Source organism: Collinsella aerofaciens, assembly GCF_028209625.1.
In the GTDB taxonomy this organism is placed as follows: Bacteria; Actinomycetota; Coriobacteriia; order Coriobacteriales; family Coriobacteriaceae; genus Collinsella; species Collinsella aerofaciens_AM.
Genome location: NZ_JAQLDU010000005.1, coordinates 52,090 through 66,927 on the forward strand (window position 1 = coordinate 52,090; position 14,838 = coordinate 66,927).

10 protein-coding genes are annotated in these 14,838 nt (G+C 61.5%); 4 read left to right on the forward strand and 6 right to left on the reverse strand.

Features of this window, described 5'->3' with window-relative positions:
- Window positions 1–8: 8 nt before the first annotated feature.
- From PMW70_RS03630 to PMW70_RS03660, 6 genes are all read right to left on the reverse strand, one after another.
- A complete protein-coding gene (locus PMW70_RS03630) occupies window positions 9–968 on the reverse strand; it encodes a 3-hydroxyacyl-CoA dehydrogenase (RefSeq protein ID WP_271743904.1) in 960 nt (319 codons plus the stop codon).
- A 416-nt stretch (window positions 969–1,384) separates the two neighbouring features.
- Window positions 1,385–6,172, reverse strand: a complete 4,788-nt coding sequence (locus PMW70_RS03635) for a 2-hydroxyacyl-CoA dehydratase (protein WP_271743905.1) — start codon at window positions 6,170–6,172, stop codon at window positions 1,385–1,387.
- Window positions 6,173–6,183: 11 nt separating this feature from the next.
- Window positions 6,184–6,894, reverse strand: a complete 711-nt coding sequence (locus PMW70_RS03640) for a TetR/AcrR family transcriptional regulator (RefSeq protein ID WP_117716946.1) — start codon at window positions 6,892–6,894, stop codon at window positions 6,184–6,186.
- Between the two features lie 121 nt (window positions 6,895–7,015).
- On the reverse strand, window positions 7,016–7,873 hold the full coding sequence (locus PMW70_RS03645; protein WP_271743907.1) for an HAD-IIB family hydrolase: 858 nt from the start codon (window positions 7,871–7,873) through the stop codon (window positions 7,016–7,018).
- 260 nt (window positions 7,874–8,133) lie between these two features.
- Window positions 8,134–9,153 carry a putative ABC transporter permease gene (locus tag PMW70_RS03655; protein ID WP_233502699.1) on the reverse strand — a complete coding sequence of 340 codons (1,020 nt, stop codon included), beginning with the start codon at window positions 9,151–9,153 and terminating at the stop codon, window positions 8,134–8,136.
- A 3-nt stretch (window positions 9,154–9,156) separates the two neighbouring features.
- Window positions 9,157–9,714, reverse strand: a complete 558-nt coding sequence (locus PMW70_RS03660; RefSeq protein WP_271743909.1) for an HD domain-containing protein — start codon at window positions 9,712–9,714, stop codon at window positions 9,157–9,159.
- Window positions 9,715–9,942: 228 nt separating this feature from the next.
- Between PMW70_RS03660 and PMW70_RS03665 the strand changes: the two genes are divergently transcribed.
- The 4 genes from PMW70_RS03665 to PMW70_RS03680 all read left to right on the forward strand — a co-directional run bounded on the left by PMW70_RS03665 (window position 9,943) and on the right by PMW70_RS03680 (window position 14,805).
- On the forward strand, window positions 9,943–11,724 hold the full coding sequence (locus tag PMW70_RS03665) for a 1-deoxy-D-xylulose-5-phosphate synthase (protein WP_271743910.1): 1,782 nt from the start codon (window positions 9,943–9,945) through the stop codon (window positions 11,722–11,724).
- 457 nt (window positions 11,725–12,181) lie between these two features.
- The gene (locus PMW70_RS03670) at window positions 12,182–13,177 is read left to right on the forward strand and encodes a glutamate ABC transporter substrate-binding protein (RefSeq protein WP_271743911.1); all 996 of its coding nucleotides are present in this window, start codon (window positions 12,182–12,184) and stop codon (window positions 13,175–13,177) included.
- 138 nt (window positions 13,178–13,315) lie between these two features.
- A complete protein-coding gene (locus PMW70_RS03675; RefSeq protein ID WP_022094657.1) occupies window positions 13,316–13,975 on the forward strand; it encodes an amino acid ABC transporter permease in 660 nt (219 codons plus the stop codon).
- Entirely contained in the window at window positions 13,972–14,805 is an 834-nt protein-coding gene (locus tag PMW70_RS03680) for an amino acid ABC transporter permease (RefSeq protein ID WP_117640234.1), read from the forward strand. The genes PMW70_RS03675 and PMW70_RS03680 overlap by 4 nt, the downstream gene beginning before the upstream one ends.
- Window positions 14,806–14,838 lie beyond the last annotated feature (33 nt).

Here is a 14,838-nt window from a genome sequence, read left to right on the forward strand (position 1 = left end):
GATCATTTTTAGTACGTAAAGAAGCCCTCGCCCGAGCTTTCGCCCAGCTTACCTTCGTCGAGCATCTTCTTGAGGACGGACGCCATAGCCTTAAAGTTGTAGGGCATCATCATCTTCTTGAGCAGCGGGCTCACCAAGCCCGGCACCTTCTGATACTGCATGACGATGTTGTAGGCCGTCTGGATACCCACCGTGTCGAATACGCGGAACGGGCCCTTGGGAGCGCCGGTGCCACGCGTCCATGCGAGGTCAATGCTCTTGGGGTCGCTCACGCCCGAGACGTACAGGTCAAGACCCGAAAGCAACCACGGTACCAGCATGGAGTTGAGCAGGTAGCCGTTCTTTTCCTTGTTGACGGGCAGGGCAAGCATGCGGATGTCGTTGGCGAAGTCGACGAGCTCGTCGAAGTAGCGCTTGTCGGTTTGGTCCTGTGCCATGACCTCGGTCATGTTGTTCTTCCAGATAGAGTTGGCAAAGTGCAGCGACAGGTACTTCTCGGGACGGCCGGTGTACTTGGCAAAGGTGCTCGGCAGCAGCGTGGATGAGTTGGTCACGATGACGGTCTTTTGCGGCAGAACCGGGGCGAGCTTCTTGTAGAAGTCGATCTTTGCCTGGGTGTCCTCGGCCATAGACTCGATGACCAGGTCGGCGTCGGCCACGGCCTTGGCAAGATCGAGCTCCAGCTTGAGTGTGGCGTAGGCACGCTCGACGGCGGCGAGCGCCGCCTCCTTGTCAAAGGGTTGGCCACTATCGGCGATACCGGCGCACCACTCGCCCGTGCCGTCCGCCATACCCTCGATTGCCGCGATGTACTCCTTGCGCACATGATCGATCTTGGGCTGGGTGCGGCCGATGCTGCCCTCGCTGCGCAGCCAAATCGTTACATCAAAGCCGCAGTAGGCAGCCTGAAAGGCAATCTGGCTTCCCAACACGCCGCCACCGGCGACACAAACGGTCTTGTAGCTCATGGAAACGGTCCTCTCATACGTAATTCCATAGATGTGTATTTAATTAACCGTAAGGATGGCACGCGCAGGGGTTGGGTTCCATAAACGGACGGTAATTTGCGGCGAACGGCTACATATGTTCATTATCTCAGGGTCCGAAGGTGATTTTTGGTGCCACCGAGGCATTGTTTTCGGAAGTATGCGGCAAATTCCGGAACTCTCGAGCACACCCCCGTTTTCCGTAAATAAAACCGCAGGTACAGAGCTTGGGCATACCAAGTGTGCTCGGCCTATTCAGATTTTGCCGCATACTTCCGAAATCTAAGTTCGCAAAGGGTGATAGTTGGGGCGTTTACGCAACATATATCCAGAAAAAGCGGGTGGTAGCCGGTACGGCTACCACCCGCTTGCCTCATATCTAGCCCAAAGCAGGCCGGCTACTTCTTAATGCCGCGTCCCAGGCGCTCAGCGACCGACGCCACGGCGCTCTCGTCGACCGAGCCGCAGCTCACGCAGCCATCGTGGGCACGCATCTGGCCGGTAACCTCGTCCATCGCGAGCGGTGCCACCTTCTCGAGCTTAAAGCCCTTGCCGGCGCGCATGTTCTCCTTGGCCACGCTGATCATGAGCTTAATGCGGTTGAGCTGGTTGACCTCGGACGCACCGGGGTCGTAGTCCACCGCGACGATGTTGCTCTCGGGGTGCTGACGGCGCAGCTCCTTGATCACGGCCTTGCCCACCACGTGGTTGGGCAGGCAGGCGAAGGGCTGCGTGCAGATGATGTTGGGGGCGCCATGGTCGATCAGGTCGAGCATCTCGGCCGTGAGCAGCCAGCCCTCGCCCATGTTATTGCACACCGAAAGTACCGTACGGGCCTTTTCGGCCATGGTGCCGATGCGCTCGGGCGCCTCGAAGCGGCGGGACTTCTCGAGCATCTCCTCCACCGGCGTGCGCATCCAGTCCACAAGCTTGATGAGCGCTTGCATGCCCGCGCGCGTAGTGGCAGAGCTACCCAGCTCGTCCTTCTGCAGCTCCGCGTTGCTCATGGAGTACAGGAAGAAGTCGAGCAGGCCCGGCACCACGGCCTCGCAGCCCTCGCGCTCGATGACATCGACCACGTGGTTGTTGGCCGTGGGATGGAACTTGACCAAGATCTCGCCGACCACGCCCACGCGCGGCTTAGTACCCTCGCCCACGAGCGGCATGGTGTCGAACGCTCGGATGGCCTCGCGGCACAGCTTGGTGTAGTTGTGGCGGTTGAACTTGGGCGCCAACTTGCGGGCGCGCGCCATGTACTCCTCGTAGAGCGCGTTGGCGGCACCGGGCGTGGCCTCGTACGGGCGGCAGCGGTAGAGCATCTGCATCATCACGTCGCCAAAGAGCACCGCGTAGACTGCCTGCTTAAGCAGCGCCGGCGTAATCTTAAAGCCGGGGTTGTCCTCGCCGAGCGCCACAGCCGAAAGCGAGATCACCGGAATCTCAGGGTGACCGCTCTCGCGCAGGGCTTTGCGAATGAGCGCGATGTAGTTGGTAGCACGGCAGCCGCCGCCGGTCTGACTGATGACCACGGCCGTCTTGGACAGGTCGTACCGACCGCTCTCGATGGCCTCCATGATCTGGCCCGTCACCAGGATCGACGGATAGCAGATGTCATTGTTCACATAGCGCAGGCCGGCCTCGACGGCGTCGTGATCGGTCGAGGGCAGCAGCTCCAAGTTGTAGCCGGCACCGCGGAACACCTCTTTGACCAGGTCAAAGTGGATCGGCGCCATCTGCGGGCACAGGATGGTGTAGCCCTCGTCGCGCATCTGCTCGGTAAAGGGCACCTTCGGCCATGCGGTCGAAGCACTCTCGCGCTGAGCCTCAAACGTGTACTTGCGGCTCGCGAACGCGGGGGCATCCGTGGAGGGCGCCACCGGCGCGGCATCGCCCTGCTCGTAAGCCTCGCCCGCGGCCGTGGCCTCGGCCAAGCGCTCGGCCTCCTGGTCCTTAAGCGCGGCCATGAGCGAGCGGATGCGGATGCGCGCGGCACCCAGGTTGGACACCTCGTCGATCTTGAGCACGGTGTAAATCTTGCCGCTGGCTTCCAGGATCTCCTGCACCTGGTCGGTGGTCAGGGCGTCCAAGCCGCAGCCGAAGGAGTTGAGCTGGATCAGGTCCAGGTCGTTGCGCATCGTCACAAAACGAGCGACGGCGTACAGGCGGCTGTGGTACATCCACTGGTCGACGACGCGAATCGGACGCTCGGGCTTTACCAGATGCGCGAGCGAATCCTCGGTAAAGACCGCAAAGCCAAAGCTCGAGATAAGCTCGGGCAGGGCGTGGTTGATCTCGGGGTCGTTATGGTAGGGACGACCGGCGAGCACGATGCCGTGACCGCCGTGGTCCTCGACCCACTTAAGGGCCTCCTCGCCCATGGTCTGGATGTCCTCGTGGAAGCGCGCGTCGGCCTCAAAGGCAGCGTTGACGGCGGCATCGACCTCGGAGCGCGTGATCTTGGGTCCACGCACGCGACCGCGACCGGCCTCAGCATCGGCCACGCGGTCGACGGCGAGCACCTGGTACAGGCGGCGCTTGAGCTCGGTCTTGTCATGATAGGGCACAAACGGGTACAGGAACTCGATGTTCTGCTCGCGGATCTCGTCGATGTTGAGTGCCAACGCCGTGGGGTAGCTCATGACGATGGGGCAGTTGTAACAGTTGCCGGCGGTCGGGTCCTCCTTGCGCTCCCAACGCACGCACGGCATCCAGATAAAGTCGACGTCGCGGTCGATAAGGTTCATCACGTGGCCGTGGCTCATCTTGGCCGGATAGCACACACTCTCGGACGGCATGGACTCGATGCCCGCCTGGTAGGTCTTTTTGCTCGACTGGTCGGACAGCTGCACGCTAAAGCCCAAGCGCGTAAAGAACGCATGCCAGAAGGGGTAGTTCTCGTACATGTTGAGCGCGCGCGGGATGCCGACGGTGCCGCGCGGGGCCTCGTCGGGGCTCAGCACCTCGCGGTTAAAGAGCAGCTCGTTTTTCTTTTTGAAGAGGTTGGGGGCCTCGGTCTTCTGCTTTTTGTGGCTGGCGCCCTTCTCGCAACGGTTGCCGGTAATGAAGCGCCTACCGCCGCCAAAGTCGTTCACAGTAAGCTGGCAGTTGTTAGAGCAACGGCCGCAGCGGACATGCTTTTGCGTCACGGTGAGGTGTGCGATATCCTCAGCCGAAAGGATGGTCGAGGTGCCGTCGGCGCCGGCGCGATCGCGGGCGAGCAGGGCCGCACCGTAGGCGCCCATGCAGCCGGCGATGTCAGGGCGCACGGCATGCACGCCGGTGAGCTGCTCAAACGCGCGCAGCGTGGCATCGGACATAAAGGTGCCGCCCTGGACGATCACCTGGCTGCCGATCTCCTTGGGGTCGCGCAGCTTAATGACCTTGAACAGGGCATTCTTAATGACGGAATAGGACAGGCCGGCCGCGATGTCGCCCACCGTGGCGCCTTCCTTTTGCGCCTGCTTGACGCGCGAGTTCATAAAAACCGTGCAGCGGCTGCCCAGGTCGACGGGGGCCTTGGCATGGATGGCGGCATCGGCGAACGCGCGCACGTCCATGTTCATAGAGACGGCGAAGCTCTCGATAAAGCTGCCGCAACCCGACGAGCAGGCCTCGTTGAGCATGATGTGCTCGATAACGCCGTCCTTGACGCGCAGGCACTTCATGTCCTGGCCGCCGATGTCCAGGATAAACTCGACGCCGGGCAGGAACGCCTTGGCGCCGCGCAGGTGCGCGACGGTCTCGATCTCGCCGGAATCGGCCTTGAGGGCCTCGATGAGTAGCGCCTCACCGTAGCCCGTGGTGGTCACGTGGCCGATGGTGCAGCCCGCGGGAATGTGGTTGTAGAAATCGGCCATGATGACCTTGGCCGTGCCCAGGATGTCACCGTTGTTGTTGCCGTACCAGGTATGCAACAGCTGGCCGTCCTCGCCCACGAGCGCGGCCTTCATGGTGGTGGAACCGGCGTCGATGCCAATGAACACGCGGCCGGTGTAGCCGTCGAGCTTGCCCTTGGGGACGACTTCTTGGTCGTGGCGACCCTTGAACTCGGCAAAGTCCTCGTCGGTGGCAAAGAGCGGATCCAGACGCTCGACCTCGGCACCCTGCGTGTCGCCCAAGCTGTCAATGGCCTCGATAAGCTGCGGGAACGTGCTGAGCTTATTGGACTCGTGCGCCATGGCGGCGCCGCTCGCCACAAACAGGTGGGCGTTTTGGGGCACGATACGGTGCTCCTCGTCCAGGTTGAGCGTGAGGTAGAAGCGATGGCGCAGCTCGGAGAGGTACTGCAGCGGGCCGCCCAGGAAGGCAACGTTGCCACGGATGGGGCGACCGCACGCCAGGCCCGAGATGGTCTGGGTCACAACGGCCTGGAAGATGGAAGCGGCCACGTCCTCGGGGCGGGCGCCCTCGTTGAGCAGCGGCTGGACGTCGGTCTTGGCAAAGACGCCGCAGCGGCTGGCGATGGGATAGATGGTGGTGGCGTTGGCCGCGAGCTCGTTGAGGCCGCTGGCATCGGTGTGGAGCAGGGTGGCCATCTGGTCGATGAACGCGCCCGTACCGCCGGCGCAGGTGCCGTTCATGCGCTGCTCGATACCGTTGTCGAAGTAGATGATCTTGGCGTCTTCGCCGCCTAGCTCGATGGCGACGTCGGTGGCCGGGATGATGGTCTCGACGGCACGCTTGCTGGCGATGACCTCCTGGACAAACTCCAGGTCGAGCCACTGGGACAGCAGCAGGCCGCCCGAACCGGTGATGGCGCAGGTCATTTGGGCAGCCGGCAGCACGGTCGCAGCGCCCTCGAACAAGTCGCGGGCGCAGGCGCGGACGTCGGTGTGGTGGCGCTGGTACTTGGCGTAGACGATCTGGTTGTCGTCGTTGAGCACAGCGAGCTTAACGGTGGTGGAGCCCACGTCGATGCCCAGGTGCAGGTTGCCACGAGCGTTCTCGGGGTTGAAGATCGCGCCTTCGGGGGCGTGGGCGGCGGTGGCGGCTACGGGCTCAGCGGCGGTGGCGGGCTCGCTAGCGACGGACGTCTCCCCTGCCGCGTTCTTGGCATCGGCAACTGCCTCGGCAACTTTCTCGGCAGCCGCGGTCGCGGCCTTCTGCGCGGCGTCCACCACGGCGGGCGCGGCCTCGCGTGCGGCAGCGACCATGCGGTCCTTAATGCCCTCGACGAGTTTGCTCATTGTCTCTCCTCTTAGTTGTTGGACTCGACGGTTGCGGCGGTGTCGACCGTGTCCTCGAGCTGCAAGTTCAATAGCTTCATGCCGTATTCCGGCACGTTGATATCGATGGGTTGGCCATACAGGTCGCCGGGGCGCACAAAAGCGAGCACCGTCATAATGCGCGCCATGGCCTCGGGCGATTCGGTGAGCCCACGCTCAAACCAGCGCTGAATCATGCCGACCTCGGCGCTCACGACGTAGGTGACGTAGTAGTCAAAGAACGTGCCCAGCGCCAGGCCCAAAATGCCCGTCTGCGCACGCGGCACCACAGCCTCACGCGCGGTGTCGATAATCCTTTTAATGAAGGCCTGGTCGCCGCCCGGACCCAGCAGCGCACCGATTAAGTCGCGGTTGGCCGCAAGATAACGCAGCAGCTCAACCGAACCGGGCGCCGGCTCGAGTTCATCGATGTTGTGGTAGAGATCGGGCAGCTGAGCTGCGGTGATGAGCTCAATGCGCTCACGGATCTCGGCCAGCAAGCCGTCCTCGATTTGATTGATAAAGTCGGGAATATCGCGATAGTGCGAATAGAACGTGCGGCGCGTAAGGCCAGCACGCTCGGTGAGCGACGCGACATTAATGCGCGAAAGGTCGCCGCTTTCGGCAAGCTCGCTGGCAAGTGCCTGGCGAAGGGCACGCTGCGAGCGAAGGGACCGGCGATCGCATTTCTCGAGCTGGGACAAGCGTCCTCCTTGTTACTCAGCCTGTGCGCTATTGCACAGTGCGAGTATTATTGCACACCGTGTGCATCAACACGTAAAGGCAATATTTGGAATGTGACGAGGGGACAGCCCCTTTGTCACATTATTCGATGACGGTGCGGGAGTTCTGCTTGCGCATGGTGGCGAGCATGTGCTTGGGGACGGCGTGGACCATGCAGCTGCCGATAGTTGCGCTCGCGGCAGCCTTAGCTGCATCGCTAGCGTTTTTGTTCGCGTAGCTGCGGTGGAAACGCTTGAGCATGGCGATGTCGTTGCCGCCGTCGCCGTAGACCGCGACCTCGTCCTCGGCAATACCGTAGTAGCCCGCCAGCCAGGCCACACTCTCGCCCTTGTTGCACGCCACGTCCGTGATCTCGAACATCACCGGATCGAACGGCGCGTTGACCACGCGGTCCGATCGCTCGGCAAGATAGGCCTTAAGGTCGCGCTCCAGCTCGGGCGAGGTTACGCGGCAGTTGATCTTGCACACATCGTGGCGAAGGATGTCACCGATCGACTGGTCGAAATACTGCTCCTCGTGATAGCCGCCACGCGCACGCATGCCACGCATCACGATACGCTTAATGGGACTGTCCTTTTTAAAGCCCGCCTGGTGCATCTCGAACGAACCGCTCGAAAACATGCCATCGGGCGTGGAGCAATCAAAGCAAATGTCCGGAAACGCCTTGAGCAGTTCCTCAGTGACTTGCGGATCGATGGTCCAGGTCTTGAGCACCTCACCATGGCTGTCGCGCACGATGGACCCATTGGAGCAGCAGGCGTCAAGCGCCAGGCCCGTAAAGCCATGCTCGCCGATCGGCAACGTCGAGCGTCCAGTCGCGGGAACCACATGCAAGCCAGCCCCGGTCAGCTCGCGGATGGCACGGCGGATGGTCCCATCCGCCTCATGCAGTGCGTTCAGCAGCGTTCCGTCTAAATCACTCGCGAACATCTTGATCATGAGCGTGCCTCTCCTTCGTCTGCACGATATTGTAGACGAGAACGGGCGTGCCCCAAGAGAGGCACGCCCGTCAGGCGAAAGATTGTCCTACACCGCGGCGGGGCCGTGCTCGCCGGTGCGGATGCGGATGACTTCTTCGACCGGCTCGACCCAGATCGTGCCATCTCCAACGGTGCCGTAATCTTGGAAACGGCGCGGCAACGGACGCGAAACGAACGGGAAACGTGCGAACGAGAAGGGCGCGCTTGGCTCCGCTCTGGCTAGCGCCGGAACAGCTCGCGGGCTCGGTCGCGGAGGTCGGTAGCTCGAATGACACCCTCGTAACGATTGATGCGCAGACGCGGGAAGGCGTTAAAGAAGCGTAGGTCGCGGCGGCTGAGTGACACGCTCGGTACCGGGCGGCTCATGCGCTTGCCGGCAAGGCGACGACCGAGCGACGGACGCGGCATACTCGGCGCGGCATCGGCCACGCGGCGGGCAGCGAGCGCCAGGCCGCGAGCACCATCCGAGATAAACGTCGGCATCGAAGTCTTCTCGCGCAGGGCATCGAGCGCCGCGTCGCCCAGCTCGGCCAGCCAAGCGTTAACGGCGCGACCGCGGATATGCGTCTGCGCCACCGAGTCAATCGCCGAATCGGGAATACGTTCGAGCATAGAGTCGGAGGCGTCGGCAAGCGACTCATTGATGCGGTCGGCAAGGTCGGCACGCACACGCTCAAGCTGATCGGACAGACGCCGCCAGCTCGCCAACGAGCACACCGCATCGACCATCATCGCGACCGCGACGATAAAGGCGGCCAAGCGCACGATTAGCACCGGCAGATGGCCAAGCAGCCCCAGCAATGCCGGCTCCACTAAACGGCAAATACACAACGCACCCAAGCCAAACGCGCAGGCCCAGTACAGGCAGATGCGTCCGTGCAGGTTAAACGGCAGATGCGAGTAATCCCAAAACCGGGCACCCGTCGTTTTTTCCAACAGCACGCCCACGCTATATTCGATCACGCTGCATACGAGCGCGGCAGCGACAAACTGGCTCGAGGCGTCTGGGATTCCACGCAGCAGCAACCAGCACGCAATGCCGCCCGCACCGTAGATGGGACAACACGGCCCTAGCAAAAAGCCGCTGTTGGCAAAGCGTCCGTGGTTGAGCATGGCGCAGACTGTCGACTCCCATACCCAGCCGCAAAAACCGTAGAAGGCAAACGAGAGTACCAGCGCCGAGAGCGGACAGGCGGCAAGCGTCGCGCCGTCAAATGCCATGTCGATCGCGGTTCCCACCGTCTACTCACTCCTCTTTTCGTTCGATTCTTTGCTCGAGCCGTCACTCGGGCCCTCGTTCAAATCGTTCGCGCCGCCTTTGCGCGGCAGACGGCCGGCAATCGTCTCGCGCAGTGCGCACCATTTATCCGCCAGGCACACAATCCATGCCTCACGACACGTCGGCGGCACCGGTACCAGCGGAAACATATGCCGTACGATAATATTCCGCTCGCGCGGCGTCAGCTCAAAATCTTCCTCCGCACGCGCCAAGGCAAAAAACGGGTGGCGAAAGCCATGCAGCCGATGGCTTGGGTCGGGATCGTGCCAGTCATAGAGAAAGTAATCGTGCAGCAGGGCCCCGCGCAGCAGCGATAAGCGGTCGACGGAGATACCGACGCGGCCCAGGCGCTCGGCAAAGGACAGACTTGCCCGCGCTACCGAGGTCACATGTGTATAGACCGTCACATCGCCATGTTGGATAAACTCATGCATCAGGTCCAAGCGGCCCGCCTGGGCAAGCTGACGGGCGGCATCGTCGACCTCGCGCGCGATTTTCTCGGCACGAACGGTATCGGACATGCGGCCTCCTTCCGGCGGCGCTCGGCGGCAAGCCGCAGCCTGCACGCAATGAATAAAATCATCATCGAATTTACCAGTATGGCATCGGACAAAACGTTTTGCCCCACCAGTTGGCGAATTACCGCGCCGCCGTCACATATCAAACGCCAAAATGTGCGAGACTGTCTTGTGCAATTGTGCCGGCCGAGGGAGTGCCGGCGCACGATTCGCATGGAGTAACCCACAACGATGCTGCTTACGCAAACGACAACGCCCGAGGACGTCAAGGCTCTCGATCGCGCCGAGCTTCCGCTGCTCTGCGGCGAGATCCGCCAGGCAATCCTCGAAAGCTCCGCCGCCGTCGGCGGGCACGTTGCCCCCAACCTAGGCGTCGTTGAGCTTACGGTTGCGCTTCATCGCGTGTTTAACTCCCCCATCGACAAGATTGTCTTTGACGTTTCGCACCAGACCTACGCCCACAAGGCGCTGACGGGGCGCGCGTACACTTATATCGATCCGGAGCGTTATGGTGAGGCCTCTGGCTTTGCCAATCCCGACGAGTCCGAGCACGACCTGTTCGCCATGGGCCATACCTCCACGTCGGTGAGCTTGGGCTGCGGCCTGGCACACGCTCGTGACCTGGCGGACGATACGTACAACGTAATCACCGTTATTGGCGACGGCTCGCTTTCGGGCGGCCTGGCGTTTGAGGGCTTCAACAATGCCGCCGATCTCGACAGCAACCTGATTATCATCGTCAACGACAACGACCAGTCCATTGCCGAGAACCATGGCGGCCTGTATCGCAATCTGGCCGAGCTACGCGCCAGCAACGGCACCTGTGAGCGCAACGTTTTCCGCGCGATGGGGCTCGACTACCGCTATCTGGACACCGGTAACGATGTATTGGCCCTCGTCGACGCGCTGCAGGAACTGCGCGATATCGACCATCCCATCGTGCTGCACGTCTCCACCGCAAAGGGCAAGGGCTTTGAGCCAGCCCAGAGCGACCCCGAGCGCTGGCATCATGTGGGTCCGTTTGACATGGCGACTGGGCGCAAGCTCTGCCCGGGCCATCCGAGCGAGCCTGCGCCGCGCACCTATGCCGATATTACGGGCGAGGCCCTGAGCGCTGCCATCGAGCGCGATCCGCAGGTTGTGGGCATCACGGCTGCCACGCCCTACATCATGGGTTTTACACCCGAGCTTCGCGCCGCGGCAGGCAAGCAGTTTGTCGACGTGGGCATTGCCGAGGAACACGCCGTCACCTTTGCCACCGCGCTCGCCAGCGCCGGTGCCAAGCCGGTCTTTGGCGTGTACGGCACGTTTTTGCAGCGCGCCTACGACGAACTGTGGCACGACCTGTGCCTCAACGACGCCCCCGCAACCATCCTGGTATTTGGCGCGTCGATCTTTGGCACCACATCCGAGACGCATCTTTCGTTCTTTGATATTTCCATGCTGGGCGCTCTCCCCAATATGCGTTGCCTGGCGCCTTCCTGTATGGAGGAATACCTGTCCATGCTGAGCTGGTCGCTCGATCACCGCGAGCATCCCGTGGCGATTCGCGTGCCGGGCATTGGCCTGGTAAGCCGCCCCGATCTGGCGCCTGCCGAGGGCGACGATTACGGCGTCGCGCGCTACAACGTCGTGCGCCAGGGCCGCGACGTTGCCGTGCTCGCGCTTGGCGATTTCTTTGAGCTGGGCGAGCGCGTGGCAAACCGCTTGGCTGCCGAGTACGGCATCGAGGCCACGCTCGTCAACCCGCGCTTTGCGACCGAGCTCGACCGCGAGTTCCTCGACAGCCTTGCCGCCGAGCATCGCGTTGTCGTCACCCTCGAGGACGGCATCTTGGACGGCGGCTGGGGCGAGCGCGTGGCGTGCTACCTGGCCTGCACGCCGCTGCGCACGCGCACTTTTGGTATCGCCAAGGGATTCCCCGACCGCTACGACCCCAACGAGCTGCTCGCTCAGAACGGCATGACGGTCGAGAACATGGCCGCCGAAGCCGTAAGGCTACTGAACGAGTAAGAAAACCTCCGCAAGGAAAGCACCCCTGCGGAGGTTTATATTTTCGCGACGCGATTATCTCGATCTGTAACATCTAGGACCCGAATTCCCGTCTAACTGTTACAGATCTAGAAAAGACGTCTTAGTCCCTGACCTTTGTCTCAATCTGTAACAGATAGAGACCTTCTGGCCGTCCAGATGTTACAGATTGAGACATTCGAATTCCCCTAAAGAGAAAATCTCGATCTGTAACAGGTAGAACCCATTTCCTCGTCTAACTGTTACAGATTGAGACAAAGCAGCGAGACAGGCCACCACATCTGCAAGAACCACCACAAAGGTGCCTGTCCCTTTTTGGTAGGAAGAATTACCCATAAGGTAAGTATGTTTCTGAGTTATTTCGTGTTGACCCATTTGAGCTCGATAGGGTATAACTCTACTCAACCGCTAGGGATTTTATTGAGAAAGGTGTTCTACCATGAGCAAGAACCTCTCCCAGCAGGTCGTTCTCGACCGCCGCGGCTTCGTTGCCGCCACCTTCGCAACCGTCGCCGGCCTTGGTCTTGCCGGCTGCTCTGACACCAGCGCCGAGGCTGACAAGGGTTCCGCCGCTGGCTCCTCCAAGAGCTCCGAAGATACCGAGGCTTCCACCACGCTCGACGCCAAGGCATTCGACAAGCTCGTCGACAACGGCCCCAAGGCCGATGACGATGCCATCGCCGTCAGCACCTGGGCCACGGCCGTCAAGGACGCCGGCGTCTTTAAGATCGGTGGCGTTCAGACCTCTACGCTCTTCTCCCTCCTCAACGAGAAAGACGGTCAGACCCGTGGCTTCGATGCCGGCATCGCGCAGCTTCTGTCCAACTACATTCTGGGCGAGAACAAGGTCGAGATCACCCAGGTGACCTCGGACACGCGCGAGTCCGTCCTGCAGAACGGCCAGGTCGACGCTGTCTTTGCCACCTACACCATCACCGACGAGCGCAAGAAGCTCGTCTCCTTCGCCGGCCCCTACTACTACACCCAGCAGGCCATCCTGGTGCTCGCCGATAACGACGACATCAAGAGCGTCGACGACCTGGCCGACAAGAACGTCGCCGTCCAGTCCGGCTCCAACGGCCCCGCCATTCTGGAGGAGTTCGCCCCCAAGGCCAGCCAGCAAGAGTTCAAGACCGACGAGGAGGCACGCCAGGCACTCCAACAGGGCCGCGTTGACGCCTACGTCATCGATAACAACATGCAGCAGAGCGCCCTGGTCCGCGAGCCCGGTAAGTACAAGATTGCCGGCAAGCCCTTCGGCAGCAAGGAGCCCTATGGCATCGGTCTGCCGCTCGATTCCGACGGCGTCGCCTTTGTCAACGACTTCCTTAAGAAGATCGAGGACGACGGCACCTGGACCGAGCTGTGGCAGATCTGCATCGGCGACCGTACGGGCGACACCAATGTTCCCGAGCTGCCCGAGATCGGCGCCTAAGCAGCGAGCCTGGTAACGGCCGCAACGAAACCATACGGAAACGCATGATTCGCTTTATTGCGCTAAACTGTTTCATCACTGAGTTGTCGGGGCTTCCGTACACACGGGAGCCCCTTTCCTTATCGGCGGGAGGTCCGCATGAGTCTCTCCGAGCTCTGGTCGCTCTATGGCCAGAACTATATCGACGCGCTGCTAGCAACCTGGGGCATGACGCTTGAGTCGTTTGCCATCGCCATGGTGCTGGCCGTCGCCGTCACCGTGATGCGCGTGTCGCCGCTCAAGCCGCTGCGCGTCTTTGGCGACCTGTATGTCCAGGTCTTCCGTAACATCCCCGGCATCGCGCTGCTCATTATCGTCGTCTACGCGCTGCCGCCGCTCAAGGTCGTCCTGCCCTACCGCACCTGCGTCATCGTCGCCACAGTGCTCTTGGGTTCTGCCTTTGGCTCCGAGAACTTTATGAGCGGCATCAACACCGTCGGTGTCGGCCAGGTGGAAGCCGCCCGCTCGCTGGGCATGAGCTTCAGCCGTATCCTCGCCAAGATCGTGATTCCGCAGGCGCTGCGCTCGAGCGTGCTGCCCATGACCAACCTCTTTATCGCCGTCATGCTCACCACCGCGCTCGGCAGTCAGGTGCCGCTGAAACCGCAGGAGCTCACCGGCGTGGTGAGCTACATCAACACGCGCTCGCTCGGCGGCGTCGCCGCGTTCTTTATCTCGGCGCTCGGCTACCTGGGCACAGCCTTTGTGGTGAGCCACATTGGCAACTATATCGATAAGAAGGTGAGGATCCTCCGATGAGCAAGCACTCCACCTCCGCGCTCACCATGCGCGATGCGCTCTACGAGGCTCCCGGCCCCAAGATGCGCGCCAAGATTCGCGTCGGCACCGCCATCTCACTTGTTGCCGTGGCCGCGCTCATCGCTCTGGTACTGCAGCGCTTTTATGTGACCGGTCAGCTTTCAGTCCACTATTGGTATTTCTTTACGCACCTCACTACCTGGAAGTTCTTACTTGCCGGTTTTGAGGGCACGGTAAAGGTCGCGCTCACCGCTGGCGCCATCGCGCTGGTACTGGGTCTGGCCCTCATGCTCGGCCGCACCAGCGACATCAAGCCGCTGCAGCTGGTCTGCCGCGTGCTCACCGATTTCTTCCGTGGCGTGCCGAGCCTACTGTTCATCTACTTCTTCTTTTTGGTGCTGCCCCAGTACAAGATCGCGCTGCCGTCGTTTTGGATGCTCACGCTTCCCGTCGCGCTCGCTGCAGCCGGTGTGCTTGCCGAGATCTTCCGCGCCGGCGTCAATGCCGTGCCGCGCGGCCAGGTCGAGGCCGCCCAGGCGCTCGGTCTCGCCAAAGCTAAAATCACCTTTAAAATCGTGCTGCCGCAGGCGATTCGCTTTATCATTCCGTCGTTGATTTCGCAGCTTGTAGTCGTCGTCAAAGACACCACCGTCGCCTACGTGGTGAGCTACCCCGACCTCATGCAAAACGCCCGCGTACTCATTACCAACTACGACGCCCTCGTGTCGGTCTATCTGGTGATCGCGGTCATCTACATCCTCATCAACGTTGCAATCAACAAGGCCGCCGTCTACGTCTCGCACAAGACCGGCGCGACCATCATTCGCTAACGATTTACCATTTCGAGTCATAAGGAGCCGAGC